Source organism: Hymenobacter defluvii, from assembly GCF_017589435.1.
Lineage (GTDB): Bacteria > Bacteroidota > Bacteroidia > Cytophagales > Hymenobacteraceae > Hymenobacter > Hymenobacter profundi.
Map to the genome: position 1 here is coordinate 15,921 of NZ_JAGETX010000014.1, position 26,539 is coordinate 42,459.

Annotated in this window: 17 protein-coding genes and 1 tRNA gene; 9 read left to right on the forward strand and 9 right to left on the reverse strand. The window is 57.1% G+C overall.

Annotation, left to right across the window (positions count from 1 at the left end; all coding sequences use genetic code 11):
- Positions 1-115 precede the first annotated feature (115 nt).
- Both J4D97_RS18045 and J4D97_RS18050 read right to left on the reverse strand, forming a co-directional pair.
- A complete protein-coding gene (locus tag J4D97_RS18045; RefSeq protein ID WP_208308795.1) occupies positions 116-1,054 on the reverse strand; it encodes a phosphatidate cytidylyltransferase in 939 nt (312 codons plus the stop codon).
- Positions 1,055-1,142: 88 nt separating this feature from the next.
- Complete coding sequence (locus tag J4D97_RS18050; RefSeq protein ID WP_208308796.1) at positions 1,143-2,189, reverse strand: CPBP family intramembrane glutamic endopeptidase; 1,047 nt, start codon at positions 2,187-2,189, stop codon at positions 1,143-1,145.
- Positions 2,190-2,414: 225 nt separating this feature from the next.
- On the opposite strand from J4D97_RS18050, the gene dusB reads away from it, so the two are divergent.
- Positions 2,415-3,350: a tRNA dihydrouridine synthase DusB gene (dusB, locus tag J4D97_RS18055; protein ID WP_216859213.1), complete on the forward strand. Its 936-nt coding sequence runs from the start codon at positions 2,415-2,417 to the stop codon at positions 3,348-3,350.
- Positions 3,351-3,514: 164 nt separating this feature from the next.
- Positions 3,515-4,471, forward strand: coding sequence for a DMT family transporter (locus J4D97_RS18060; RefSeq protein WP_208308797.1), 957 nt, complete (start codon positions 3,515-3,517; stop codon positions 4,469-4,471).
- A gap of 131 nt (positions 4,472-4,602) precedes the next feature.
- On the opposite strand, the gene J4D97_RS18065 is transcribed toward J4D97_RS18060, so the two are convergent.
- From J4D97_RS18065 to J4D97_RS18075, 3 genes are read right to left on the reverse strand one after another with little or no spacing between them, the layout of a single operon-like run.
- On the reverse strand, positions 4,603-5,211 hold the full coding sequence (locus tag J4D97_RS18065; RefSeq protein ID WP_208308798.1) for a transposase: 609 nt from the start codon (positions 5,209-5,211) through the stop codon (positions 4,603-4,605).
- A gap of 52 nt (positions 5,212-5,263) precedes the next feature.
- Positions 5,264-10,012 carry a DUF3320 domain-containing protein gene (locus J4D97_RS18070; RefSeq protein ID WP_208308799.1) on the reverse strand — a complete coding sequence of 1,583 codons (4,749 nt, stop codon included), beginning with the start codon at positions 10,010-10,012 and terminating at the stop codon, positions 5,264-5,266.
- A gap of 15 nt (positions 10,013-10,027) precedes the next feature.
- Positions 10,028-11,737 carry an amino acid permease gene (locus tag J4D97_RS18075; RefSeq protein WP_208308836.1) on the reverse strand — a complete coding sequence of 570 codons (1,710 nt, stop codon included), beginning with the start codon at positions 11,735-11,737 and terminating at the stop codon, positions 10,028-10,030.
- 254 nt (positions 11,738-11,991) lie between these two features.
- Between J4D97_RS18075 and J4D97_RS18080 the strand changes: the two genes are divergently transcribed.
- Positions 11,992-12,723 carry a carboxypeptidase-like regulatory domain-containing protein gene (locus tag J4D97_RS18080; RefSeq protein ID WP_208308800.1) on the forward strand — a complete coding sequence of 244 codons (732 nt, stop codon included), beginning with the start codon at positions 11,992-11,994 and terminating at the stop codon, positions 12,721-12,723.
- A gap of 51 nt (positions 12,724-12,774) precedes the next feature.
- Positions 12,775-13,902 carry a lipocalin family protein gene (locus J4D97_RS18085; protein ID WP_208308801.1) on the forward strand — a complete coding sequence of 376 codons (1,128 nt, stop codon included), beginning with the start codon at positions 12,775-12,777 and terminating at the stop codon, positions 13,900-13,902.
- Positions 13,903-14,048: 146 nt separating this feature from the next.
- Here the strand turns inward: J4D97_RS18085 and J4D97_RS18090 are convergent, their stop codons facing one another.
- On the reverse strand, positions 14,049-15,233 hold the full coding sequence (locus J4D97_RS18090; protein ID WP_208308802.1) for an ATP-binding protein: 1,185 nt from the start codon (positions 15,231-15,233) through the stop codon (positions 14,049-14,051).
- Positions 15,234-15,629: 396 nt separating this feature from the next.
- On the opposite strand from J4D97_RS18090, the gene hemA reads away from it, so the two are divergent.
- Positions 15,630-16,901: a glutamyl-tRNA reductase gene (gene hemA, locus J4D97_RS18095; protein ID WP_208308803.1), complete on the forward strand. Its 1,272-nt coding sequence runs from the start codon at positions 15,630-15,632 to the stop codon at positions 16,899-16,901.
- Positions 16,902-17,150: 249 nt separating this feature from the next.
- Here hemA and J4D97_RS18100 read toward each other — a convergent pair whose 3' ends face one another.
- Positions 17,151-17,459, reverse strand: a complete 309-nt coding sequence (locus tag J4D97_RS18100) for an ArsR/SmtB family transcription factor (RefSeq protein WP_185281918.1) — start codon at positions 17,457-17,459, stop codon at positions 17,151-17,153.
- 322 nt (positions 17,460-17,781) lie between these two features.
- Between J4D97_RS18100 and J4D97_RS18105 the strand changes: the two genes are divergently transcribed.
- On the forward strand, positions 17,782-18,945 hold the full coding sequence (locus J4D97_RS18105; RefSeq protein ID WP_208308804.1) for a mechanosensitive ion channel family protein: 1,164 nt from the start codon (positions 17,782-17,784) through the stop codon (positions 18,943-18,945).
- Between the two features lie 104 nt (positions 18,946-19,049).
- Here J4D97_RS18105 and J4D97_RS18110 read toward each other — a convergent pair whose 3' ends face one another.
- Together J4D97_RS18110 and J4D97_RS18115 are read right to left on the reverse strand one after the other, a co-directional pair.
- The gene (locus J4D97_RS18110; protein WP_208308805.1) at positions 19,050-19,949 is read right to left on the reverse strand and encodes a TerB family tellurite resistance protein; all 900 of its coding nucleotides are present in this window, start codon (positions 19,947-19,949) and stop codon (positions 19,050-19,052) included.
- A 197-nt stretch (positions 19,950-20,146) separates the two neighbouring features.
- Positions 20,147-22,687, reverse strand: a complete 2,541-nt coding sequence (locus tag J4D97_RS18115) for an AsmA-like C-terminal region-containing protein (RefSeq protein WP_208308806.1) — start codon at positions 22,685-22,687, stop codon at positions 20,147-20,149.
- Between the two features lie 173 nt (positions 22,688-22,860).
- Between J4D97_RS18115 and J4D97_RS18120 the strand changes: the two genes are divergently transcribed.
- The 3 genes from J4D97_RS18120 to J4D97_RS18130 all read left to right on the forward strand — a co-directional run bounded on the left by J4D97_RS18120 (position 22,861) and on the right by J4D97_RS18130 (position 26,477).
- Positions 22,861-22,938, forward strand: a tRNA-Val gene (locus J4D97_RS18120).
- Positions 22,939-23,099: 161 nt separating this feature from the next.
- On the forward strand, positions 23,100-24,740 hold the full coding sequence (locus J4D97_RS18125) for a hypothetical protein (RefSeq protein WP_208308807.1): 1,641 nt from the start codon (positions 23,100-23,102) through the stop codon (positions 24,738-24,740).
- Positions 24,741-24,839: 99 nt separating this feature from the next.
- A complete protein-coding gene (locus J4D97_RS18130; RefSeq protein WP_208308808.1) occupies positions 24,840-26,477 on the forward strand; it encodes a hypothetical protein in 1,638 nt (545 codons plus the stop codon).
- The last annotated feature ends 62 nt before the right edge of the window (positions 26,478-26,539 follow it).

Sequence of the window (26,539 nt, forward strand, 5' to 3'; positions counted from 1 at the left end):
GGGGCAACAATAAGGCCGCAAAGGTAGCGGAATGATGAAGCTGTAAAAGAGATACGCAAAGTGCCGCCCGAACTGGCTGCAAACCATTTCGGGCGGCACTTTGCGTAATACAGTCTTACCCAAATAGTAGCTGCACTACTACTAATACGGGTACCACAAATAAGAAGGCATCGAACCGGTCAAGTAGGCCGCCGTGGCCGGGCATAATGCGGCCGGAATCCTTCACATCCACGCTACGTTTGAGCATGGACTCGGCCAAATCGCCCAGCGGCCCGAATATGGCTACCACGGTGGCGGCCACCAGGCGAGTAGGCAGCGGCATTTCGGGTAGCAGAAAGCCCAGCGCCCAGCCCATACCCAGTGTCAGCAGAAAGCCACCAATGGCGCCCTCCCAGGTTTTGCCGGGCGAAATACTGGGCGCCAGTTTGTGCTTGCCAAAGGTCTTGCCAGCCGCGTATGCGCCAATATCGGAGCACCACACCAGCAGCAACAGGCCGAAGATGCGACGGTAATCGTAGCCCTTATCGCTGAAGGCCAATACGTTCAGCAGGCTCATGGGTAGGCTCACGTAGAGCAGGCCCAACAGGGCTACCCCCACGTTGGCAAAGGGGGCCAACTCTTTGTTCTTGCGAGGCCACGCGAACATTTCGCGTAGGATGAGGATGACGGGTAGAAGAATTGCTAGGATAACCGAAACTTTCAGAGCAAGTGCCCCTATACCTACCGCATAGAAAGCGCTTGCAATAGGACTCATCGTTTTTTCTGTATAGTACTGCGTTCCTACCATTGCATGAATAGCAGCAAACATCACCACACTTAGCCCCCCGCCCAGCAGCGCTGCCGGCTTGTAGCCCGCTTTGCGCATCATGCGGTAAAACTCCCACAGCATCCGCATCTGCACCAGCCCGAAGAACATGGCAAACGTCCAGGCGCTGTACCAGATACTGAACAGCAATGCCACGGCCCCCAACACACCATACAGGATGCGTTGCGTGAGGTTGGACATCGGTTTTTTGCCGGTAGGATTGGTGGGAGAAGGGGTAGCGTCGGCCAAGGGTAGGGAGAGGTAAGGGAGAGAATAGCCGTCGGCTAAGCAAGAATAATGCGCGAGAATAGCGCGTAACGAATATCCGGAAGATGTACTAGTCGCGGAATCGGCCTACGTCTACGCCGTCGCGGCCCAGGGTGCGGGCGGCGGGAGCAACGGCAGTTTCCGGCACGCTGGCCGCTACGCCCTTGCCCCCCAGCGTACGCAGTTGGGTAGGGCCTGTTTCATTGGTCAGATGCTCGTGTAGCCAGTACAGTAGGCCGGCCGTGACGAGTAGAGAGGCCAGCACCCAGGGCCACGGCATGGCCTCGTTAGCATCAGGATCCAGCTCGGGGCTCACCCACTGGTTTTGCTGCCAGTAGAGTAGGAGTAGCTGGGTGAAGTTTTGGGTGAAGTGCGCCGCCATAGGCACCAGAATATTGCCACTCCACTCATACAAATACCCCAGAAGCAGCCCCAGCACAAAGCGAGGCACGAACCCAAAGAACTGCAAGTGAATGGCACTGAAGATGAAGGCCGCCGCCCACACGCCCACGTGCCGCGATGCGAAACTCTGCACCAAATTGCGCTGTATCACCCCTCGAAATACCAGCTCCTCGCTGATGGCCGGCACTATGGCAATAACCAGCACGCCTATCCAGAAGCGCAGCGGCGAGTTGAAATTGGTGAGGGCTTTGGTGAGGGCCTGCGCCTGATCTTCCTTCTCCTTTGCCCATACCTCTACGCCGTGCAGCGCGTCGGGCAGGTGCACCTGGGCATTCCAGGCAATGAGGGTCGTCATGAGGGGTAGGCTGGCGATAACCAGCAGTGCCGCCATCAACAGCCACAGGCTAGGCACCGGGCGGCGCGGGGCAAAGTACTCGGCGACATGATACCCGGTAAGCTTCACTAGCGCCAGCGCTGCCCCCGCAAAGCTCAGAAAGAGCACCAACCCTTGCGCAAACATCGACAGTGCCCACCCTTGAGGGTAGCGCTCTGGCTGCTGCATCACGTTGCCGATCTGTTGAAAGTTGATGCCAAACGCCAGGTTGCTGACCGAGGCAATGAAAAACCACGCCACACAGAAGCCCACAAACAACAGGACTACCAGTAGAATCAGGTTAGCAATGGGCGGCAAACGGTTGGGTAGGAAACCTTTCATAGCAGTTGGGGGTCTGGAAGTCGTAGGGGTGCCGTGCAGGCACCCGTCGTTGAACGTTTTTTAGTGCACGACGGTGGCCACTTTGCCTCCATCGCGCAACGATAGGCGCCTGCAAGGCGCCCCTACAATCCTAATAGTCGTAAATTTGCGCAAAATCCTGTTATAGCTGCCGTGGTACACATTCGCGACCTTGCCCTTCCTGACTTTCCCTTACTGCTCGCCCCCATGGAGGACGTATCGGACCCGCCATTCCGGGCCGTGTGCAAAGCCAATGGGGCCGATTTGATGTATACGGAGTTTATCTCGTCGGAAGGCCTGATACGCGACGCGGCTAAGAGCCGGCAGAAGCTGGACGTGTTCGATTATGAGCGGCCCATTGGCATTCAGCTCTTTGGCTCCGATGTGGACACCATGGGCGAGTGCGCCCGCATTAGCACCCACGCCGGCCCCGACCTCATCGACATCAACTACGGCTGCCCCGTGAAGCAGGTAGCCTGCCGCGGTGCCGGCGCCGCCCTCCTCCGCGACATTCCGAAGATGGTGGAAATGACGGCCGCCGTGGTGCGCAACACGCCCCTACCCGTGACGGTAAAAACCCGCCTCGGCTGGGACGATACCACCAAAAACGTGGAGGACGTGGCCGAGCGCCTGCAAGACATTGGCATCGAAGCCCTCACCATCCACGGCCGCACCCGCGTGCAGATGTACAAGGGCGAGGCTGATTGGGAGTTGATCGGCAAAATCAAGAATAACCCGCGCATTAAGATTCCCATCTTTGGCAACGGCGACATCGACTCGCCCCAAAAAGCCGTGGAGTACAAAAACCGCTACGGGGTAGACGGCGTGATGATTGGCCGCGCCAGCATCGGCTACCCCTGGATTTTCCGCGAAATCAAGCACTACGTCGCCACCGGCGAGCTACTGGCGCCGCCTACCGTGGAGGAGCGCGTGGCCATGTGCCGCATGCACTTCGAGAAAAGCCTGGAGTGGAAGGGCCAACGGGCGGGCATCTTCGAGATGCGCCGTCACTACGCCCAGTACTTCCGCGGCCTGGAAGGCGCCAAGCAGTGGCGCACCCGCCTAGTAGACACCAACGAGCCCGACGAAGTACGCGCCATCATGGACGAAATCATTGCCGCCGAGCCGGTTTTGGTGGGGTAGTGTTTTTCGCTTCTGTCATCCTGAGCGCAACGCAGTGGAGCGAAGGACCTTATCACGTTGAACGACTTGCAGCAGATAGTATCTACTGCCTGCTTATTCTACTGTCATAAGGTCCTTCGCTCCACTGCGTTGCGCTTAGGATGACACTCTTTCCCTGTCTGTATATGCCCTCCCCTACCCCACCCGCCACCATAGCCGCCCCGGCCCCACCTGCTACCCAATCGCCGGAGCCGCCTATTCCACTTTCGGCGTGGGTGCTCTTGCTGGTGCTGGCCGCTATTTGGGGCACCTCCTTTATTTTGATGAAGAAGGGCTTAGCGGTGTTTTCGCCGTTAGAGCTGGGTGCTACGCGCGTGACGGTGGCGGCACTCCTGCTCCTACCCTTTGCGCTGCGGCATGTGGGCAAGGTAGAGAAGTCGCGCTTCAAATGGTTGTTGCTGAGCGGGGTAGTAGGCACGCTCATTCCCGCTTTCCTGTTTGCCTACGCCGAAACGCGGCTGGCCTCAGGGCTGGCGGGCGTGCTCAATGCCCTCACGGCGGTTTTCACGCTGGTAGTAGGCGCGCTGTTTTTCGGGCAGCGCCTCACGGGGCTGCGGGTGCTGGGCATCGGGCTGGGCCTGGCGGGCACGGTGGTCCTGATGGTGCTGGGCGGTAGCGGCGGCGCGGCTACCCCGGCCGGGGAAGGCAATGCGTGGTATGGGCTTTATATCGTGCTGGCTACTATTGGTTATGGAGTGAGCGTCAACGTTATTAAGCACCATTTGCAAGGCATTCCGCCAGTGGCCGTTACGGGTTTGCTGCTGCTGTTCATCGGCGGACCAGCCGTGGTATTTCTACTATTAGGCACCGATTTTCTGCATAAGCTAGCCACAGTGCCAGGTGCCTGGACGGCCTTTGGCTACATTGCGTTGCTTGCTACCCTCAGCACGGCCGTGGCTATGGTGCTGTTCAACAAGCTCATTCATCAATCCACGGCGCTCTTTGCGTCTTCGAATACCTATCTGATACCGGTGGTAGCGTTGGGCTGGGGCGTGCTAGATGGCGAATCGTTCAACCTGTGGCACGTGCTGGGCATGGTCATTATCCTGGTGAGCGTGGCGATTATCCACCGGGCGAGGTGATTGGTGAAGTTGTGAATATGGTTGTCATCCTGAGCGGAGTGAAGGACCTTATCACGCAAGAACGGCTGGCATAACAACGACTCGTTCACACATGATAAGGTCCTTCGCTCCGCTCAGGATGACAATCGTATTCACCACTTCACCATCTCATAAACATACGGCCAGTCGTGGAAGCGCGGGGGGAGGCGCAAACGCTGGGCGTGGTGCTGCACATAGGCGAGGATGCGGGTCAGTTCATCAGCATCCTGCACAGCATATTCATAAGAACCGATTTGCCAGAAATCAGCCTCGGGTGGAAGCTGATGGCGCAGGTAGCGGCGGCACTGGGTCGCGGTACGCTGGTGTAGCAGCTGTAGGCTCTTGTATATCGACAGACCACTGCCCGCCGGTAGGTGCAGCACGGCGTGCACGTGGTTGGGCAGCACCGCAAAAGCCAGCGCCCAAAAACCTTGCTCCTCCAGCATCAGCAGCTCGCCGGCTACTATTTCGGCTAGTTTTTCCTTTTCCAGGTAGGTAGGGCCTACCTCCGCACGGTCCAGCTCGGCATCGAACTGCGCGAAGAAGCGCTTCTGGGCGCGTTGGTGAGCGAGCTGCTGCTGTTCGTCGGTGAGGCCGCCGGCGCGGGACAACTCCATATTCGTCTGCAAATCAGCGTGTAGCTGGCGGCCCATGGCGTGGCGCAGGGAGCCAGCCAGGCGAAAGGTGACGAAAAGCGTTTCGCCGGGAGGTAGGGCGTTCATGTGCACGGATGATTTCTCGCAGAGGTAGGCGCAGAGGCTCGCAGAGTTCGTGCTAGTTTTTCCTCAGCACGCCATTTACCTCCACCAATTCGCCTTGGGTCAGCAGGTGTTGCACGGCCACGTCTACCTGCTGGCGCATCTCATCCGATAACCGATTGAAGCCGAGCAAGCGCACCGTAGATAGGTACACGGCTTCGCGGGGTAGGGCGAAGCTATGCGCGATGATGGTGCATACCGCATGGGCCAGCTCTTCTGGGGCAACCAACAACAGCTTGCGGGAAATGGCGGGCAGGTTGCTCCGGTCGCGCAGAGGTGGCGTTTGCATGGTGTTTTCCCACAGAAAGTCGCCCTGCTGGCGCAGGTGATGCAGGTTGGCGGCCAGCGTGGCAGCGGCCCTACCCGCTTTGCGCATGCGGGCGCCTACCTGCGTGGCGCCGCTGGCCTGGGCCAGCCGCCGCGTGGCCTCGTCCACGTGAATCGGGCTTTCGATGCGTACCACCTGCGCCAACCAGTTAGCCAGTTGGCCTAGACTGTGCTGGTGCAACTCGCGGTGCCCAACGGCGGCGGGCAGTTGCGCTATCTGGTACGGAATAGCCAGAACGGAAGGACCCAACTCTTCGCGCTCAATAGTGACGGGCGTTGTGATTTCTTCGGTCAGTGGCACCTCTTCCGGCTCGTTGGGCTCATCAAGGGTAGGCTGGTGGCGGGCTTCCCCGATGGCAGCCACTACGCGCTCCAATGCTCGTTGCGGATTGCGGAACCAGTCGGTGCTCCAGATGCGGTGCAGGCGCCAGCCCATTGCCTCCAGCACTTGCTGGCGTAGCCGGTCCCGGTCGCGGGCCGAGCGGGCGGCGTGATACAGGGTTCCATCGCACAGAATTCCCAACAGGTAGCGGTCGGGCTGGGTAGGGTCTACCACAGCCAGGTCGAGATAGAAACCCTGGCTGCCTACCTGCTGGCGCACTTGGTAGCCCCGCTTCGTGAGGGCACGACGCACCACCTCTTCGAAAGGTGCTTCCAGCACACGTCCGGCTCCCTCGTTGTGGTGAAGGTGGCCGTGCTGAGCAAAGGAAAGAAATGTTTTGAGCGCCGCCACGCCTTTCGCTTGCGTGCGACTGAGGTCGAGGTCGTCGGAGGTGAGGTTGGTAAAGACTTCGCAGCGCTGCTTGGCGCGGGTGATGAGCACGTTGAGGCGTCGCTCGCCTCCCTCGCCATTCAGCGGACCGAAACTCATGGCGAGGTAGCCTTCCTTGGTGCGGCCGTAGCCGAGGCTGATCAGGATAACGTCGCGCTCGTCGCCTTGCACGTTTTCCAGGTTCTTGACAAAGAACGGCTCGTGCGGGTGCCCGTTGAAAAACGCCTCGGTTTCGGGGTGCTGGCGGCGCAACGCCTCCAGCGCATCCTGAATGGCTTGGCGCTGGGACACACTGAACGCCACCACGCCCAACGTGAGCTGGGGCGTGGTGCGAGCATGGTGCAGCACGGCGGCAGCCACGGCCGCGGCTTCCCGCGGATTCGTGCGCGTGGTACCCCGCTCGTAGTAGGTGAAGGGTAGACGATGGTACACCAGGCCCAGTTCCCCCCGCCCATCCGGACTCGGAAAAACCACTAGCTTATTATCATAGAACAACTGATTAGAGGGCTGAATCAACGACTCGTGCCGGCTGCGGTAGTGCCAGCGCAGCATCTGCTCGGGCATTTGGCGGGCCGTGCACAGCTCCAGAATACTCTGAATATCAGCCGTCACATTATCCTCGTCGGTTTCTTCACCAGCGTTGGTGAGCGAGTCGAAGAACGAGGTAGGCGGCAGCTGCTTCGAGTCGCCGACTACTACCAGTTGCCGTCCGCGGGCAATGGCGCCCAGCGCCTCCACCGGCTTCACCTGGCTGGCCTCATCGAACACCACTATATCAAACTCCACCGCGCCCGGCAGCAGAAAGCTAGCCACTGACAGCGGCGACATCATAAACACCGGTTTGATGGCCTGCACAGCCTGCCCGGCCCGCTCCATTAGCTGGCGCAGGGGTAGGTGGCGGGCTTTTTTGGCAAACTCGTTTTTGAGCACCAACATCTGCCCCCCGGCTTGCTGATGGGGCAATTGCTCGTAGTGTCGGCGCACGGCCCGCACCCGATGGTGGTAGAGCGAGTCGCGGTCGGCCTGGCGGAAGCGGGCGGCTACCTCCTCGTGCCCGGCCCGCTCGAACTGCCGTAGGGCGGGGTGTTGCTCGTAGGCACTTTTTTGCAGGTATTCCAACCACGTTTGGCGCACTGCCGCTGCTAGTAGCTGCCCCGCCTCAGGCCAGTTTTCGGCTGCATGCAGCAGCTCAGGTAGTTGCTCGGCTTCCACGGCGGCGGCTACGTTGTTCCATTCCGCCGTGAGCTGCAAAGCCGGTAGATCGGCCGCCCAGGCGGCTAGTGTGCGTAGTTGATCGTCAAAGGGCTGAAATTGCAGCCGCCCAGCGGGGCCGAAGCGGCGCACTTCATCCAACTGCAAGCCATCAACCACTGCTTGCACGGCGGTGCGCTGCTGAACCAGGGCCGCTTCTACTGCCTGCATAAGCTGTCCAAGGCTTTCCTGGTTCGACTCCGCCGGCATCGAACCGGAAGCCAGGTAGGCTAGCAACGCGGGCGGCAACTCCTTGCGCGTAATACGCTGGTGCGTCAAGGTCAAGTACTCCTGCACCTTGCGCAGGGTACGCCAATCGGAATGCTGCCCCTGCCACATCGACCCAAACAGTGTTTTAAGCAGTGGCTCCGCTTCCGCCAGCGTTTGCTCGTGGCGAGCAGCTTCGCGAATGGCGTCCAGCGCGGCTACTACGTCGGCGGCCTCGGTGGGTAGGGGCGCTTGCCATAGGCTTTGCAGCCGCTTGCGGGCGTGGCGGTAGTCACTGTTCAGAAATTTCCACCACTTGTCTCCGTATTGGAGTAGGGCTGCCCGCTCGGCTAGCAGCTCTTGCTGCCAAGCTTCGGGGAGTAGCTGGGCATCGTATTGCTGATGCAGTTGTTGCTGCTTCTCGCCGGCCTGAAATGCGGCTGCCAAGCGGCTGTACTGCTTGCCCCAGGCAGGATCGGCCACGGCGACCTCGGCAAGTGGTAGGCCAAGTTGCGCGTGGCGGGCACTGGGCAGCAGCGCTTCGGCGGCGGCGCGGTCGGGGGGCATGGGTAGGCCTAGGTGGTGCGCCAGCGCTTCGGCGGCGGCTTGCAGGACGGTTACGGCGGTGTGCGCTGCTTGCAGGTAAACTGTTAGCGCCGCTTGGTCGGCGGGCAGTAGCATCGTTAGGGCGCTACCCCAAAAGAGCAACTTCTTAGGTAAACCGATTTTTTGCAGCGTGGCCTGTAGTTGGGTGGCTAGGGCTTCGGCGTGGGCTGCGTCGGCATCGGTCCAGGTGGTGAGTTGGGTGAAGGGTAGGCGGAGCAGCGCTGCACTTCCCTGCTCCTCTTGCAGGCTCAGCAGCTCGCCGGTTACCTGCTGCGCGGTGCGCCGACTCCGGCCAATGGGCGTGTTCACGGCCAGGGCGTAGTCGCTGAGCTGTTGGCGGTAGCGCGGCAACTGCGCCATTTGGTCTTCCACATGGGCGTCCGTAGTAGGTCGGCCTAGCGCCAGCGTCGCTTTCAGCTCGTTGTGCAGCGTCTTTTTATTGGCTTTGTGGCTGTGTAGCTCCAGGCAGGCCACGCCTAGCCCCAGGCCATCCAGGCGGCGCTTTACAACTTCTAGCGCGGCCATCTTTTCGGCTACAAACAGCACTTTCTTACCTGCCCCAATGGCCTCGGCTAGCAGGTTGGCAATGGTCTGCGACTTGCCCGTGCCGGGCGGCCCCTGAATCACAAGGTTGCGGCCCTCATGCACGGCCAGCAGCGCCAGTAGCTGCGAGGAGTCGGCATCGAGCACCTGGTGCAGCTCGGCGGCCGGACTTTCGGAATCCAGAAAAGCGGCTTCATCGAGGGTAGGCGCCGGGTCGCGGAAGCCTTCTGAACCGAGCAGCGCCTCAATGGCCGAGTGGTCGAGTAGGGAGGCATTGGCCGGCCAAGTGGCCGGGTCTAAGTCGCGGTAGAGCATGAGCTTCCCAAAGGAGAAGAAACCTAGCGCAATATCATTAGGATCTACTTGCCAGCGACTTAGGGACGCTATAGCCTCCTGCACAGCAGTATAATATTCGTTCAAACCGCCTTCGCCCTCTGGTTCGGGTAGGGGCAGCCCCAGGCCGAAGGTGGCTTTCAGCTTGGCTTGCAACGACAGGTTGCCTTCCACCTCAGCCCCGGTATAGCGCAGCGTAAACCGCTCGGCCACAGTGCCGCGCTCCAGCAGCACCGGCACCAGCACCAGCGGCGCCCGGCGCGCCTCCTCGCTGCCAGCCGATTCGTACCACGTGAGGCTACCCAGGGCCAGGTACAGGATATTCACGCCCTGCTCTTCCAGGCTGGTGCGGGCTGTGTAATAGGTGTTGAGCAAGCGCGCTTCCAGCTTTGCCAGCGGCTCGGCAGTTTGGAGCTTGTTATCGGAAAGCGCTGTTGTAGATATGGTAACCAGCGGTTCCCTTTCAGCATCAAATGCGGCAGTAGTTGCCGCATCTGCCGCTGTATCTTCTTGCCTATGGAATGGAGTAGAATTGGCCAGAAAGTACATAGCCTTGCCCTGGCGTACCAACACATCGTACACTGCCGCCGACTGTTCGTGTACTACCTGCACGCCTCGTGCTTTGGCCACCCGGAAGTTGAGCAGTGGGTTGTGCAGGCTCAGGTCGAGCAACTCCTCGCGGGAGGCGTGGAGCCGTTTAGCCAGGGAAAAATCAGCGGACAGCACGATAGAGGCGCCGGGCTACCTTACCCGCGTGTTCAGTTTACTGTGCTTGTTGCTGTAGCCGAAGTAGATAGCCAACCCGATAATCAGCCAGCCAAAGAACAGCATCCAGTTGCTGATGCCGAGCTGGGTCATCAAATACAAGTTGGTGAGCAGCCCCAGCACCGGCAGCAGCGACAGGCGTTTAGTGAAGGAAACCACCGTCAGCCCCACGCAGAACAGTAGGAACACAACCATGGGAATCTGGTGGCGAAACTGCTCGTACTCGCCGCTGGTTACGGCACCCCAAAACTCGTTGATAGCCTCTTGGTTGTACTGCCACAGGCCCACGGCGGCGGCCAGCAAGATCAGGCCCACGGCGTAGCGGCCGCTGAGGTAGGGCACCTTGAAACGGGCATCGGATTGGCCGTGCGGGTCGATGATGAGGATGCCGCCGCACACCAGCGCAAACGCGAACAGGGTGCCGATGCTGGTGAGGTCAATCACCAAATCCATGTTGAGCAGCAGGGCCGGTACGCCCACAAACAAACCCGTGACGATGGTGCTGAACGAGGGCGTGTGAAACTTGGGGTGCACCCGCGCAAACACCGGCGGCAGCAGCCCGTCGCGGCTCATGGTCAGCCAGATACGCGGCTGCCCGATCTGGAACACCAGCAGCACGGAGGTCATGGCAAACACCGCCGACACGGCCACCACGCCCGCCAACCAATCGACGCCTACCTGCTTGAACACGAAGGACAGCGGGTCGCCTACCCCCAATTCGGTGTAGCTCACCATACCAGTGAGCACCAGCGTAATCACCACGTAGAGAATAGTGCAAATTACCAGGGCGTAGATCATGGCGCGGGGCAGGTCGCGCTGGGGGTTCTTGCACTCCTCGGCAGTAGTGCTGATGGCGTCGAAGCCGATGTAGGCGAAGAACACGGCCGACACACCTTTCAGTACGCCGCCGATGCCGTTGGGCGCGAAGGGCGTCCAGTTGGCGGTTTTTACATAAAACGCGCCTACCACAATTACTACCCCTACCACGGCCAGCTTCAACAATACCAATAAGTTAGAAGCCGTTTTTGATTCCTTGATGCCGATGTACACCAACGCTGTCACGAGCACCGTGATGATGAAGGCGGGCAGGTCGCAGACTAGCTTGAAGTCGCCGAATAGGGTAGGCGCGGTGCTCCAGATACGGTAGGCTTCCTGCTGGGCCGCAGTGGCCTCGGTGAGCGGCCGGCCGGCTAGCATCAGGTCTAGCACGGCGTGGTATCCAGCGTAGGCGCTTTGAGTTCCTAAGGTCAGATAATCAGGAATATGCAGGCCTACACCATCCAGCAAACCCGTAAAGTAATCAGACCACGAAATGGCTACTACAATGTTACCCACGGCGTATTCCATGATCAAGGCCCAGCCAATAATCCAGGCGGCCAGCTCCCCAAACGAGGCGTAGGCGTAGGTGTATGCCGAGCCCGACACCGGAATGGTAGCCGCAAACTGCGCGTAGCACAGCGCCGAAAACGCGCAGGCAATGGCGGTGAACACGAACAGCAGCGACACGGCCGGGCCGCCGTCGTGCGAGGCGTTGCCGATGGTACTGAAGATACCAGCGCCAATAACGGCGGCAATACCCAGGGCCGTGAGGTCGCGCACGGAGAGGTGGCGCTCTAAGTGGCCTTCCTGCTCGCCGCCTACCCCAGCGTGGGCATCGGCAGGCGGGTTTGACTGAAGTTGGGCAATACTTTTGCGCCGGAACAGGCCGGCAGTGCGCGTTGGAGGTAGCGGAGTAGGCAATGCGGTAGAATCGGTTTTGGAGGGCAAAAGATACTGAATAAATGCGGCGGACGCGGCGCGGCAGCCTAGACCAGATTGATCCTCAAGGCAAAAAGAATTTTTGACAGCGCGTGTGGAATTCAGCGGCGGGCGGCATCTTATAATTCCCAGGGCTGAAACTCTGGGAACCAAAGCCCGCTGTATACTACATCTTATACCCTATGCCCACGCCTACTATCACCATCCCTACCCCTTGCCACGAAAATTGGCAGCACATGACATCTACCGCCCAAGGCCGCCACTGCGCTGCCTGCCAGACCGTGGTCGTCGATTTCACGCAGTTTACGGATGCCGAGCTGCTGGCCTACCTCAGCCAACGCACCGGGCAACCTACCTGTGGTCGGTTCCGGGCCGGACAGCTTGGGCGGCCGTTGCGGCCCACGGTAGCAGCTACTGCGGTTTCGCGGTGGCGGGCATGGCTGGCGGCAGCCGTGGCAGTGTGGGGGCTGCGCGAAGCGGCCGCGCCGGCCGTGCGGGCGCAAGTGTCGGTAGAGCAACAGGAGCCAAAGCCCAGCTTCCTACCTATCACCTTGGGAATGGTAGCCCAACCGCCAGTGGTGGTGCGGGGCACCGTAACGGACGGCGAGGGGCCACTACCGGGCGTTACCGTTTTCTTGACGGGTACACAACTTGGCGTATCGTGTGACGCAAATGGCAGGTTTGAACTGGCTGTGCCGCCTGCGGCTGTCGCAATGCAGCAGAAACTTACCGTCTCGTTTATTGGGTATGAACCGCAGCAGGTTGCGCTATCTGCATCTAACCAGCCGCTGCAAGTGTTGTTGGAGCCTAATAAAGGTATGTTGGGCGGCGCGGTAGTCGTCTGCATTTCCTCCTATCCTTGGTACACGCCCCGCGGCTTGTGGCAGCGGGTGAAGCGGCCGTTTCGGCGGTAGTAAAGTGCAGTTTCACCAAACCTTTTCCCCCGAAAAATCCTTTATGCGGGGATGAAGAACCTGCTGCTCGCTACCCTCCTATTACTCGGCACACTGTCTGGCTGCGCCGTGAAGCCGACCAACCGTTACGACGTTTTCACTAAAACCGCTCAACTGCCCCAGGAAGAAGCGCCACACGAGCGCAACTCCTTGGAATGGTGGTATTTCACCGGCCACCTGCGCGACAAAACTACCGGCGAGGAGTTTGGCACGGAGTACGTATTCTTTCACTTCAACATGAATGGTAAGCAGGACTGGCAGATGGTCAACTTTGCCGTGACGGACCCCAAGGCCCAGCAGTTTCGCTACGATTATAAGGTGCGCCGCCTGCCTAAGCTGCTGGCCCCTACCCTACCCATCGGCCTGACCATGCAGAAGAAGGCCCAGCAGTGGCAGCTCACGGGCCAGGAGGGCCGCTACCACTTGCAGGCCCGTATGGCCCGGCACGCCGGTACTGCTATCAACCTCACCACTACCCCCGCTAAGCCTGTGCTGCTGCACAGTGGCACCGGCTACGAGAACTACGGCGGCAAGGCCACGGCCGGCTACTATAGCTACCCGCGCCTGACGGCCACTGGTACCATGGAGGTGAATGGCCAGCTGCACGAGGTAGAAGGCGAGCTGTGGTACGACCGTCAATGGAACTGCAACTCCGTGATGGCCAAGGACGCCGGCTGGGACTGGTTCAGCATTCAGCTGGATGAGCCCAATGAGGATTTGATGCTCTATCAATTATTCAACCGTGCCACTGGCGAATCGGTAGGCGGTGGCTCGCACTACTCGGCCACCGCGCAGAACACCCACCTCAACGAGACTGATTTTGAGTTGGAAACCCTGGCCGAGTGGACTAGCCCGCACTCCCACAAAACCTACCCCAGCAAGTGGCGCGTGCGCATTCCCAGCCAGGGCTACGACTTGGTAGTAGAGCCCGTAATGCAAGATCAGGAGTTGAGTATCAAGCTCCTACCCGGCGTAAAGATGAATTATTGGGAAGGCATGTGTCGCGTATCGGGCACGCACTACGGCAAGTCCGTCACGGGCCGCAGCTACGTCGAAATCACCAATCGCAAGGAAAAGCGAAAGGTGAAAGAGGCAGTAGCTAACGCAAGTGACGGAGTGACGGAACGGCAGAATGATTGAGTGAAAACAGATGTCATCCTGAGCGCAGCGAAGGACCTTCTCACGCATGAACGACCACCATAATAATAGTTCGTGTGTGAGAAGGTCCTTCGCTGCGCTCAGGATGACACACTTTTATTATTCACCACTCACAACTTCACTATCTACTACCCATTCAGCACAATGCGGAAGGTAGTACCTTTCCCTACCTCCGACCACTTCACGAAGAGCTTACCTTTGTGATAGTTCTCGATGATGCGCTTGGCCAGCGCCAGACCCAGGCCCCAACCGCGTTTTTTGGTGGTATAGCCGGGTAGGAACACCGAGGCCATCTTGTGCTTGGGAATGCCCTTGCCCGTGTCCGTGATATCGATGGCAATCTGGTTTTTACTGCGCACCGGCCGGCGCAGGTGAATGTGGATGCTGCCCCGGCCATCCATAGCATCCACGGCGTTTTTGCAGATGTTTTCTACCACCCAATCAAACAATGGTACGTTTACCTGGGCAGGTATATCGGTGGGTAGGGAGGTAGTAATGGTGAACGTGACCTTACGTGACACCCGGCTCTGGAGGTAGGCAATGGCGTTTTGCGTCACCATCAGAATGTTCTCGTCCTTGAGCACCGGCACCGAGCCGATGTTGCTGAAACGCTCCGTAATAATTTCCAGCCGCCGGATATCCTTGCCGAGCTCCTCCACAATCGGCTCGTCCTTAAAACGTTCCGACTCACGCAGGTAGGCCTGCCAGCCTACCAGGCTGCTTAGGGGCGTACCCAGCTGGTGAGCCGTTTCCTTGGCTAAGCCTACCCATACCCGGTTTTGCTCGGCCCGCCGCGACGAGCTGAACGAGAAGTAGGCAATAACGGCCAGACAACTCACTACCGCCAACTGTACCAAAGGGTAGGTTTGCAAACGATCGAGCAGAGCGGAATTTTTGTAATACAGATAGTTGCGCAAGCCTGCTCCCAGCTCAATTACGATGGGCGGGTGCTTTTCCTTCATCTCCAGCACCTGCTTTCTCAGGAATACCTGGCGCTGCTCGTCATTCAGACCCTTGGGCACGTCCACAAACTTGTAGTCCACCACGTCGCCGTCGTTGTTCACCAGCAACAACGGGATGGTTTTGTTGAGCTGAATGATTTCGTCGAACACGAACGTGGTGTTGGCGTCCTCTACCTCCATGTTGATGATGAAGCGCAACGCCTTAGCATAGAGGTCAATCTGCTGCTGCTCGCGCTCAGCCAAGCGACTCACCAGAATGTTGGTATACAGCACGGTAGCCACCGCAATCAGTAGTGCGCTGGCCAGTACTACCAGCTTGCCGCGGGATTTTTGGTCGTAGATCGGAATCAAGGAAAGGCGATGGAGCCTAGCTCCGGGTAGGTGAGACAACGAAGGTAGGAACTCGACGTGGGTTGCCGTGGGTTGCGCCGGCCTACCCCTGCGGTGTTATCCAACCAAAACCTGACAAAAATCATCCACCGGAGCCCATAGAAAAGAAGTGCTATGAGTTGTGCGCACCTCAAAAAGCCCAAATAAAGCCGTTTTGGCACAGGTAAGCTGTTTAGAATAAAATAAATATGTACCTCTAGTAGAGTTGAATATTCTCCAAAAAGGCCGTTTTGCGGGACTATACCCCCTTCTTTCAGAGAACTTGCTTACGCCCGAACCTCTACTGGCTGCCTGCTGTTTTCAATCTATCGAATTGCGCCGTAATTTTGCGCCCTACGCTCCGCGTCAGTACCTGCTATGCTCCACCCGTTCAAAGCTGTCAGCCTCTCCTATAAAAAAGCGCCGCTGGAAATCCGCGAGCTTATTGCCCTGGACGAGGCCGCTTGCCGCCGCTTCTTGCACATGCTCCACCACGACCTGCACTTGCAGGACCTGCTGGTGTTGAGCACCTGCAACCGTACCGAAGTCTACTACGCCGCCGACCGCGACCAGAGCCCGGCTATTATCGAGGCCCTGACGCAGCTCAAGCAGCTTCCCGATGCTGCTGCCTACTACCCCTACTTCGATATTCTGGACACCTACGAAGACGCCGTGCAGCACTTGTTTGAGGTGAGCATGGGCCTCGATGCCCAGGTGGTAGGCGACTTGCAGATCAGTAACCAAGTGAAAATGGCTTACCAGTACTCGGCCGATGCCGATGCCGCTGGCCCGTTTTTGCACCGATTGTTGCACACTATCTTCTTCACCAACAAGCGCGTGCAGCAGGAAACTGCCTTCCGCGATGGTGCAGCTTCTACCTCCTACGCTGCTCTGGAACTGGTAGAGGAACTGACTGCTGATGTAGCTAACCCACGCGTGCTGGTGGTAGGGCTGGGCGAGATTGGCGCCGACGTGTGCCGCCACCTCGGCGACAGCCGTCAATTCTCGGACGTGACCATCTGCAACCGTACCCGTCACAAAGCCGAGCAGCTAGCCGCCGAGTGCGGCGTGAAGGTTGTTGATTTTGAAAACCTGACCCAGAGTCTGCGCGAGGCCGACGTGGTCATTTCTTCTATTGCCCGCGACACGCCGTTTTTCACCCGCGAGCTAGTAGCCCACTTAGATGTGCTGAGCTACAAGTTCTTCATCGACCTCTCGGTGCCGCGCAGCATTGAGGCGGAGGTAGAAACGGTACCCGGTGTGCTGGTGTATAACATCGATGCCATTCACAGCAAGACGTCGGCAGCGCTGGAACGGCGCTTGGCAGCCGTGCCGCAGGTGCGCGCCATTATTGCCGAGAGCATTGCTGGCCTAGGCGACTGGGCCAAGGAAATGATGGTATCGCCCATCATCCAGAAAATCAAAGGCGCCCTCGAAACCCTACGGCAGGAAGAACTGGAGCGCCATCTCAAAAAAACCAGCCCCGAGGAGGCCAAGCGCCTCGAAGACGTGACCCGCTCTCTGATGAACAAAGTGCTGAAGCAGCACGTGTTGCAACTGAAAGCCGCCTGCAAGCGCGATAACGCCGACCAACTGGTAGACGCCCTCACGGAGCTTTTCGACCTGGAAAACCAGCCGACTACGGCGTAGGGTAGCAAGTTGGTGAGTTAGTAAAATAGTAATTAGTAAAATAGTAAGTTGAAAAGGCGTCTGTCATCCTGAGCGCAGCGAAGGACCTTCTCACGCGGGAACGAGCCGTTGTCCTGACTGTCGTTCTCACGTGAGAAGGTCCTTCGCTGCGCTCAGGATGACAGACGTCTTTTCAACTTACTATCTCCTTCAAAACACGAAAAGACTGCCCATGAGCAGTCTTTTTTCTTGTCCTTCTGTGCAGAGAGGTTAAATCGCGTCGCAGCAGTCTTCCAGCGAATCGATTACGTCCAGCAGTTTGGGGATGGAGAGCGAGTAGTAGATTTTGGTTCCTACTTTGAAAGACGACAGGATGCCCCGGTCTTTCAGGGTGATAAGGTGCTGAGAGGCAATAGCCTGAGGCAGATCGAGCGAGCGGTAGATTTCCGTTACGGTCATCTTGTCCTCTTTGCCCAGCAAGTCAACGATGGCGAGGCGCTTGGGGTGAGCCAGCACTTTCAGCATCGCAGCGGCCTTATCTACTTTCTTGGATTCGACGCGCGAGAGCAAAGGTTTCATAGTATGGAGTAGAACGTGGATCGGGCGGTTCATCACAAGGTCATTGCCCGGAATATGCGTAATACGCTATTTCCCCCTTGCAAAGTTCCTCAGAAAGTAGTAGGTGTCGGAAATTTGTACGTCAACGAAGCGCACGAACCAGAACAGCCTTTTTTATTTCGCTGGCACAACTGTTGGCTACCGGCATATAGACCCCGCTATTGGCTGGGCGGGCAGTACCGAAGTAGCCATTTCTTCTGTTTTGCGTAACCCAATAGCAGGTTGTGTGTTCCTATACGATACGGTTGTTTCATCGCACCCACTCCCGCAAGTTTTTTTGCCTATGACCCTTACTGAAATTTTGCATTACCGCTTTCTGGGCAACGACGTCCGGACGTACTTGATTGCCCTGGGAATTCTGCTGTTTGGCTTGCTGTTTAAGAATCTGATGTCCAGGCTCCTTACCAAGCTCTTGTATCGCTTTGTGCGGGGCAAGTCGGAGGGCGTTACGGAAGACCAATTTCATGCCTTACTGATTCAGCCTGTATCGCTGGTTATCTTCTTCATCAGCATCTACTTGGCTTTTCAGGTGTTGGATATTCCGGTGCGTAGCGCCGAGCTGGCCCGCTCCGACCCGTGGTACGAAGTGGCTATTTTCCGGCTGTACCAGATCTGCATCATCACCAGCATTGCCTGGATTATCACCCGTTTCATTGACTTTTTTGTGCTGGTCTTTCTGCGTCGGGCCGAGGCCTCGCCGCGCGTTGCCAACCAATTGGTGCCCTTTGCCCGCGACCTGCTTAAGTTTCTGGTAGGCGCAGTGGCCTTCCTCATTATCCTAGGCAAAACGTTTGGGGTAGACGTAACGGCTCTGATTGGTGGTTTGGGTATTGGTGGTTTGGCCGTGGCCTTTGCTGCCAAAGAGAGCCTGGAAAACCTTCTGGCTTCGTTCACCATCTTCCTCGACCGCCCCTTTATCGTAGGCGATTTGGTGAGCGTGGGCGATATCACGGGTACCATCGAGCAGATTGGCTTCCGCAGCACACGCCTGCGCACCGTGGAAAAAAGCTACGTAACGGTGCCTAATAAGTCTATGATTGACAAGCCGTTGGACAACCTCTCGCTACGTACGGCCCGCCGGGTGTTCTTTATGATGTCGTTGCAACAGGGCACCTCCAACGACCAGTTGCACAGCATAGTCAACCAAGCGTTTGAGGCCATCAACACGCACCCACTCATTCAGCCCGATGCGCAGGTGAAATTTACCTCGCTGACATCCAACTCCAAGGATATCCGCATTCAATACTACGTGGCTACTGACAGCTACGACGAGTATCTGAACGTGATGGAAGAAATCAATTTCAAGCTGGTAGAGATAGTGGAGCGCAACGACAGCGCCTTTGTGGACACTACCCGCCTCACGACTACCGCCTCAGGCAGTGGCTCCAAAGCCCTACCCCGCAGCCTACAGCCCAATCCCGATGGCTCGTCGGTAGCTAGTTCATAACCTTGTAACAAGCTACTGGCTGCTGGCCGTTAGCTGTTGGCTTTCGTCACAACGAAAAAACCAACAGCTAACGGCCGGCAGCCATCAGCTTGTTATAGAGTGAATTATCGGTTGCCGTTTAGCAGGCCGCCCAGCACATTACCCATGCTACCGCCCATTAGGCTACCCAAGCCGCCACCGCCGGCGCTACGGGGAGCAGAATTGGGCTGCTGCCCCAAGCCACCCAAGATGGAAATCAGGGAGCCCAAGCCGCCGTTGCCAGCGTGTGAGCCTTGGCGGGGTAGAGAGCTGGTATTATAGGGGTTGGTTACGTCGCTCATAGAGCCGCCCAGCACGTTGCCCAGCAGCGAGCCACCCATCAGGCCGCCCAGGATGTCGCCGAAGCCACTGCCTGACGTATTGCTATTCATCAGGCCGCCTACCGTATCCGAGGAGTTGGTAGCGGCGCCCGTATTGCGATTCATCACTTTAGACAGAATCATAGGCGCCACCACACCCAGCAAGCCCGACAGCAAGGCACCTTTTGGGATTCCCACGCTAGAAAGCTTATCGGAGAGCCCACCCAGGAAGCTCTGCTTGGTTGGGTCGTTGGCATCGTGCGGCACTTGTTCGGCCTGGTCTACCACTTGCTCCAGCACTTGCTGCTGGCCGGCGTTTACCTGCAAGTAGGCTGCTATTTTGTTGATCATAATCTCCTCATCGTTGGTATACGACCCGTCAGCACGGGCAAAGCTGATGAGGTCGGTTATGAGAGAGAAGCGTAAGTCGCTGCCGCGCAGGGCGTCCAGGTTTTGCTGCACACTTTGGTTGGTAGAGTCTTTAGCCGCCGCCAGCACCTGCTGGGTGCCTGCATCGCTTAAGCCAGCGGCTTTGGTAAGCTGGTGCAAGAAATTTTGCTCGGCAGCAGATGCTTCGCGGTCAGCAGAAGACAAGCTGGCAATAGCACCCAGGTAGGCCACTTTTTCCGGCTCAGAATAGTTTTGCAGAAGTTGAGAATTGCTCATGTGAGGACAGGGAGAAGAGAAACAGCAGGAAAAATCCTTGCTATCCTCAAACGGGAATATTTAGGTGCGAGTTATGCGGGCTCTGTCATCTTGAGTGCAGGGAAGGACCTGCTCACGGTAGAACGATGGACGTGCCCACAAATCGTTCTACCGTGAGCAGGTCCTTTCCTGCACTCAAGATGACAGATGCAAACAGATTAAAACTCAAAATATTCGCCGGGCTGCGGCTGCGCAACGGGTTTAGGAGTTGATTTCCGGGGGACCGTAGCGGGACGGGTATCGGCTTCGCCCGTGTTAGGGCGAGTGGTAGGCTGCAAGATGCGGCCCAGTATGCCCGGCCGGGTAGTAGTGGGCCGCGGTGCGGCCGCAGGGCTGGCTGCCTCGGGCCGCGCCCCGGTTACCAACTGCGCGCGGGCGCGGTCGTAGCGCACCGTGAAATCCTGCTCATTGCCGCGCACAGCCAGCAGTAAGCGAGGTCCGGTGGGCGTGCCCCCGGCCGCATCGGGGCGACGCAACAGCCCCGGCAGCAGCGGGATGCTGAGGTGGTAGTCCATCTGCTGATCGAAAGTGTGCGTCCCCGTCACCTGAATAAGGGAAGCCGTGCGCACATTAGATCGTATATCCATCTCCGGAATATACACCGTACGGCTCTGCACGTAGAGGCTGTTTTTAAGCTCGGCGAAGCGCAGGTGGCGCAGCTGCTCCCGGTTGGCCACCATCGAGAGTTTTTGCAGCGGGGCGAAATTATTCAGCTCGCCGTTGCGCACGGTGGCTTTCACCTCGGCTTCTAGCCGGTCGGTGAGGGGGTAGAGGGCGCCGTCGAGGTACACGTCGGAGTCGATTTGGGCGGTGAGCTGCCCGCGCAGGTGCCGCGCCGTGATAAAGTGTTGTCCAAAGTCCTCAAATACATAGAACAAGCTGTCTAGCGGCACTTGCGTGCAGGTGGCGGTGGTGCTTACCTTCACAAGATTGGGCCGGCGCACATCTACGGTACCACGGATGCTGGCCCGCCCACCCGCCGCCCGCACCGACAGCGCCGGCGAAGACACAATTTGATTGCGCAGCCGCACAGTGCCATGTAGCTCGCGCCCACGCAGTCGGCGGAAGCGCAGGTGGCGCACGTTGGTTTGCACATCCAGCGCCAGGGTAGCGGGCAATTCCAGGGCATATTCGCCGCCAGCGCGGCCACCTCGCTTGGAGGTAGACACCGCAGTGGGTAGGCGCAACAACTCATCAAAATCCCACAGACCGGAATTTACCTGCGCCTGAATTAGAAGCGTCTGACGCGGTGTAAGCAGCCAGCTCACGGTATTTTTCAGCGTCCCGTTCACCCGGAAATCAGAGCGGCCCAGGTAGCCGGTCAGGGACTGCATAGTTACGTTGTTGCCGCGTAGTTCCAGACGCCCATTTAGGCGGCGCAGGGGCTGCGAGTAGGCCCGTAGCTGCACGGCCACATCGTGCAACGTTAGCTCGCCGCGGGCATTTGTTGCGCGCCCGGCGCGCAGCTGCGCCACAGGCCCGGCCACCTGCAACGAAAGCTGCGCCGTACCCGTGGCCCCCCGCACGGCGGCCACCGGAAAAAACCGCGTGGCCCGCGCCATATCGAGGTCGGCCAATAATTGCAGCTGCACGCTGGGCTCTTGAAAATCAGTATAGCGCAGGCTGCCGCTAAACGGCCGCCCACCTAGTTGACCACGTACGTTGCGCAAATCCAGCACGGCCGTACGCACCGAGTGAGCGGCGCCGTTGGTGAAAGTGCCAGTCAGAAACACGTGCTCTGCCTCCTGCTGGTACTGCGGGTGGTAGAAAGCAGCATCGCGGCAGCCAAACTGGAAATCAAGCCGGGGGTTGACTTTCGTAGAAAACTCACCGCGCACTGTTCCGCGGAAGTATACCTCGCCGCGGCTACGGTAGCCGGCCAGCCGGTGGTTGAGGCGGGGCGGCAGCAGTGCCAGCAACGACTGCACATCCGTCTGTCTACCTTCTAACCGCAAACCCAACTTAGTAGCCGGGTAGTAGCCAATGGTACCCGCTACACCATAGGTAGCCGGCCCAATCCGAATTTCAGAGGGTAGCACAGCAATTTGCTGGGTCTGGCGGTTGATGCGCAGATGGGTCGTCAGCATCAGGTCCTTCTCCTGAAAATACGCATCGTCCACTACTCGTAGGGCTTGCACGTGCGTTTCTCCCTCGGCCCGTACGGTCACCTCCTCTCCTTTCACGCTTAGGGTAGCGCGCATCTGGCGCGTGTGCCCCGCAAACTGCTGCTGGCGGCTGGCATCCACATACGTCACGCCAATGCGCCCCAACTGAATACCTTCCAGATCGAAGGCAAATGGCTCGTCTGTTGCCGAGGCAGCTGTGTCCATCTGCAGTACATCATAGTTCGGTCGCCCCTGCGCGTCGAGGCGCACAGCTACCTGTCCGTCGGTGAGCGTGACGGCCCGCACACGGTAGCGCCGGGCCAGTAGGTCCCAGGCATCGAAGGCGAAATACAGCCGTCGGGCACGGGCCAGGGCAGTGGTATCGTGGGGTAGGGAGCCGGTTACCACCACGCGGTGCATGGTGATGGCCACACGCGGAAACTGATCGAACAACGACAGTTCAATCTTCCCTACCCGCACAGGTGTGCGCAGATACTGGTTAGCCTGTTGCACAAATAAGCCAATGATGCGCTCCTGCCCCCACCATAATGCTGCTGCGCCGCTTCCCAGCACTAAGAAACAGCCTGCGAACAAAAAAATGAAAAAATTTTTCAGGTGAATCGGCACCACAAATTTTCTGACAATGAATCGTTTGAGTCTTTTTCTAACTCAAAACCTAAAAAAAACTTACCCGAAGTTCGGTAAATATGTTGTGTAATCGAAAACGACCCGCCATATTTGCAGCACCAAACGGCACAACGCCACGAGGGAGATTAGCTCAGCTGGTTCAGAGCATCTGCCTTACAAGCAGAGGGTCACTGGTTCGAACCCAGTATCTCCCACCAAAAAGGACAGTCATTTCTGACTGTCCTTTTTTTGTTTTCGGCGCAGTAGGCTTTCTTTACAGTTTAGCAAAAATGGGGCATACTTCCTTTCCTTTGCTGCTGATTCCTATCCCTTAGAGGGTACAAAGCGGCTGCAGCCCTTGTTATCTTAGCTTGTTCCATTGTCTGTTTTCTCAAGTGCAGTGTCGGTTCGTGTGCAACAACGCTATTATCAAATACTTAGCGTAAGCGGCTTTTTTGGGTTGCTTCTGCTACTTGGGCTATGGCTACACCGCGACTACGGCGTATCCGCCGACGAGCCTAATAACCACTTGAACGGACTAGTGCAGATCAAATATGTGGCGCAGCTATTCTTTCCAGAGAAAGTGCAGCAGCAACCCACCGCCGCCCTGATTCCAGATATTAGGCAGTTCAAAGACAGTGACCACGGCGTGGCGTTTGAATTGCCCCTGGCGGTACTCAGCTTTGTTTTTACGCATAATGATTCGCGGGCCTTTTACTTCATGCGGCATTTGTGCAGCTTTTTCGTGTTTGTATTGGGCGTATATGCGCTTTACACGCTGGCGCGATGGTATCTAGCTGATTGGCGTTGGGGTTTACTTGCTGCTATGCTGCTTGTAGTTTCGCCTCGTTTTTTTGCTGAGGCCTTCTATAACTCCAAGGATATCGTATTTATGGCCTGCTTTACTATGAGCATGGCGACCTTGGCTTATGCATGGCAACGGCCTACCACTGCCCGGATCTTACTACATGCGTTGGCAACGGCACTTGCTATTGATGTGCGTGCACAGGGCTTGCTGATTTTTCTCTTCTCGCTGCCACTTCTGCTACTTGCATCTCAACCGACAGCGCAACAGAGTCCTTTCAAGATGGTAGCGCTGTATGTTAGCGCCAGCCTTGTATTAATTGTGGCCGGCTGGCCTTATTTGTGGTCGCTCTCATTGGCAGAGTTGTGGCAGGCGTCGGATAAAATCAGTCATTATCCTTGGAACGGTCCGGTACTGTATTTGGGGCATGTATTTCAGGTACCTATAGAGCAACTGCCCTGGCATTATATTCCGGTTTGGCTGTTTGTGACGACTCCAGTAGCCTACAGTCTCGCCGCCTTCCTAGGTCTTATCGGGGCTTTTGCGGCTCTGCTACGCGCGAAATGGCTGACTCTCCCGCGTGGCATTGACCTGCTGGCCCTAACCTGGCTGCTACTCCCAATCGGCATTGTTATCGTGTTTCGCCCTATCGTCTATAACGGGTGGCGACACCTATATTTTATTTATCCCGCCTTTCTCTTAGTAACAGTACGCGGGCTACGCTTGCTTTATCAGGCAGCCAAAGACTTCCCTATTATTTGGCGAGCATCTGCTTCGCTGCTTTTACTGGGTACGGGTGCTGAAACGGGCTATACGCTCTGGCGCATGGCCAAGGCGCACCCGTACGAGAACGTATATTTCAGTTTCTTATCACCCCAAAAGGCTGAGCAATTGTTTGAGCTAGATTATTGGGGCTTATCCTACCGAGAAGGCCTAGAATGGGTGCTGGCGCATGACAGCGCTCAAATAATAACGTTCTGTGGAAAAGGCGGTTACTTAGAAAACAACAGTTTATTACTGCCTATCAAACAGCGGGCTCGGCTGCATTTTGTACCCAGCGATACATACGCTTCGCCATCGGAAAAAGCACGATACTTCTTAACAGCCTACCATTATTATGGCGGAAAGGCCCAACACTATCCTGTCGATCCTGGTCAGGAAGTGTATACTATCTACGCCGATGGTTTGAGAATCTTCTCAGTATTTCGGCACTAATTCAAACGCATCAATTAGATAAGCTGGAGAGGACGTTGATCCGCCTATTCCTATACCACACAGCACATTTTTCTCAGCTGCTCACACAGTTCGCACGCTATGCCCTTGTTGACTGCCGCACGTTGGTCTGCTATTACTCGTTGGAAAACGGTAATTGTACTGCTATTTTTCAGCGCTATACTAATGCTAGGCCTTTCTGTATACCGCGACTACGGCGTATCGTGGGATGAGCCCGTAGATCGGGCAAATGGGGCAGTCAATCTAAAATACGTGGCCGAGCGCTTGGCGCCCCAGCTGATTCGTCAGAATACTGCCTACGCCTCTATTCCGCCCCTCGCAAATTATTCTGATAATGACCACGGTGTGGCATTTGAACTGCCATTGGCAGCGCTGGGTGTACTTTTTGCGCGGGGTGATTCAGCAGCCTACTACCATCTGCGACATCTATTGATTTTTGTTCTGTTCTGGGCAAGTTGCTGGTCCCTGTATGGAATAGCCCGACATTGTGTTGGCAGTTGGCTTTGGGCACTGCTTGCAGTGGGATTATTGGTGCTCTCACCCCGCTTTTTTGCCGAGGCTTTTTTCAATGGCAAAGACATTGTATTTATGGCCTGTTTCACGGTGGCGATGTACACCTTGGTTTGGCTGCTGGTCCGCCCTACCCTAGGGCGGATTATGCTACATGCCCTGACAACTGCTCTGGCAATTGATATGCGGGTTCCAGGCTTGCTAATCATAGGGTTTACGATAGGCATGCTGGGGTGGCAATGGCTGGCGCGCCCTTCTCATCGGCTGGTATGGCTAAGCGTTCTTTATGTGGCCCTGACCGCAGTGGGCGTTATTATCGGCTGGCCTTTTCTCTGGGAAAACCCCTTAACTAATTTTTGGTGGTCTTATCAGCACCTCAGCCATTACCCTTGGGGAGGCTACAGCTTGTATTTCGGCCAACTTATCGATAGTCATGTACCCTGGCATTACTTACCGGTTTGGATAATTATCACGACGCCCGTTCCCTACCTACTGGCCGCGTTAGTGGGAATAGTTGTTAACAGTAGCCACTTATTAAAAGAGCGTTTGACCTGTATGAGCTTCGCGAACCAACTCAATTTACTGCTGATAGGTTGGTTTCTTGGGCCGCTGTTGTTGGTAATTATCTTGCGCTCTACCTTCTATGATGGCTGGCGACATCTATATTTCATTTATCCGGCATTGGTGCTGTTGGCCGTGCAGGGAATTCGCTGGCTGATGCACGTCGCCCACCGACCAAAGTCCATTCGTTATGTGGCGCTTGGAGTATTGCTGCTAAGCTTAGCCGAAACAGTGCACACGGCTATTCGCATGGTACAAATGCATCCCTTTCAGCAAATTTACTTCAGCTTTCTGTCCCCCCAAACTGCCGAGCGTCTCTTTGAGCGTGACTACTGGGGCCTAAGTTATTATCAGGGCTTACAATGGTTGATAAACCATCAACCTGACAATACTCCTCTCTCTGTCAGTGCACCTGTGTTTACACCTATCATTGCTAATAGTCTATTGCTTGCTCCCACTGAACAAGCACGTTTTAAAATTCATCGAGAGCCGCAAAAGGGCCGCTATTTCATAACAAACTACCGCTGGCATCCTCAATCATACGCCGACAGCGTAGGTCGGGAAATCCACTCTATCCAGGCCGAGGGCATAAAGATCTTGTCCATCTTTGACCGCGAGGCGGCGGCTCCCAGTAGCAAGGCACGGTAAGCCTTTCGTTCCGATCTTTGTTGTCTAAGAGCATGCATAGTTCGCACGCTTTCCGCTAGTTT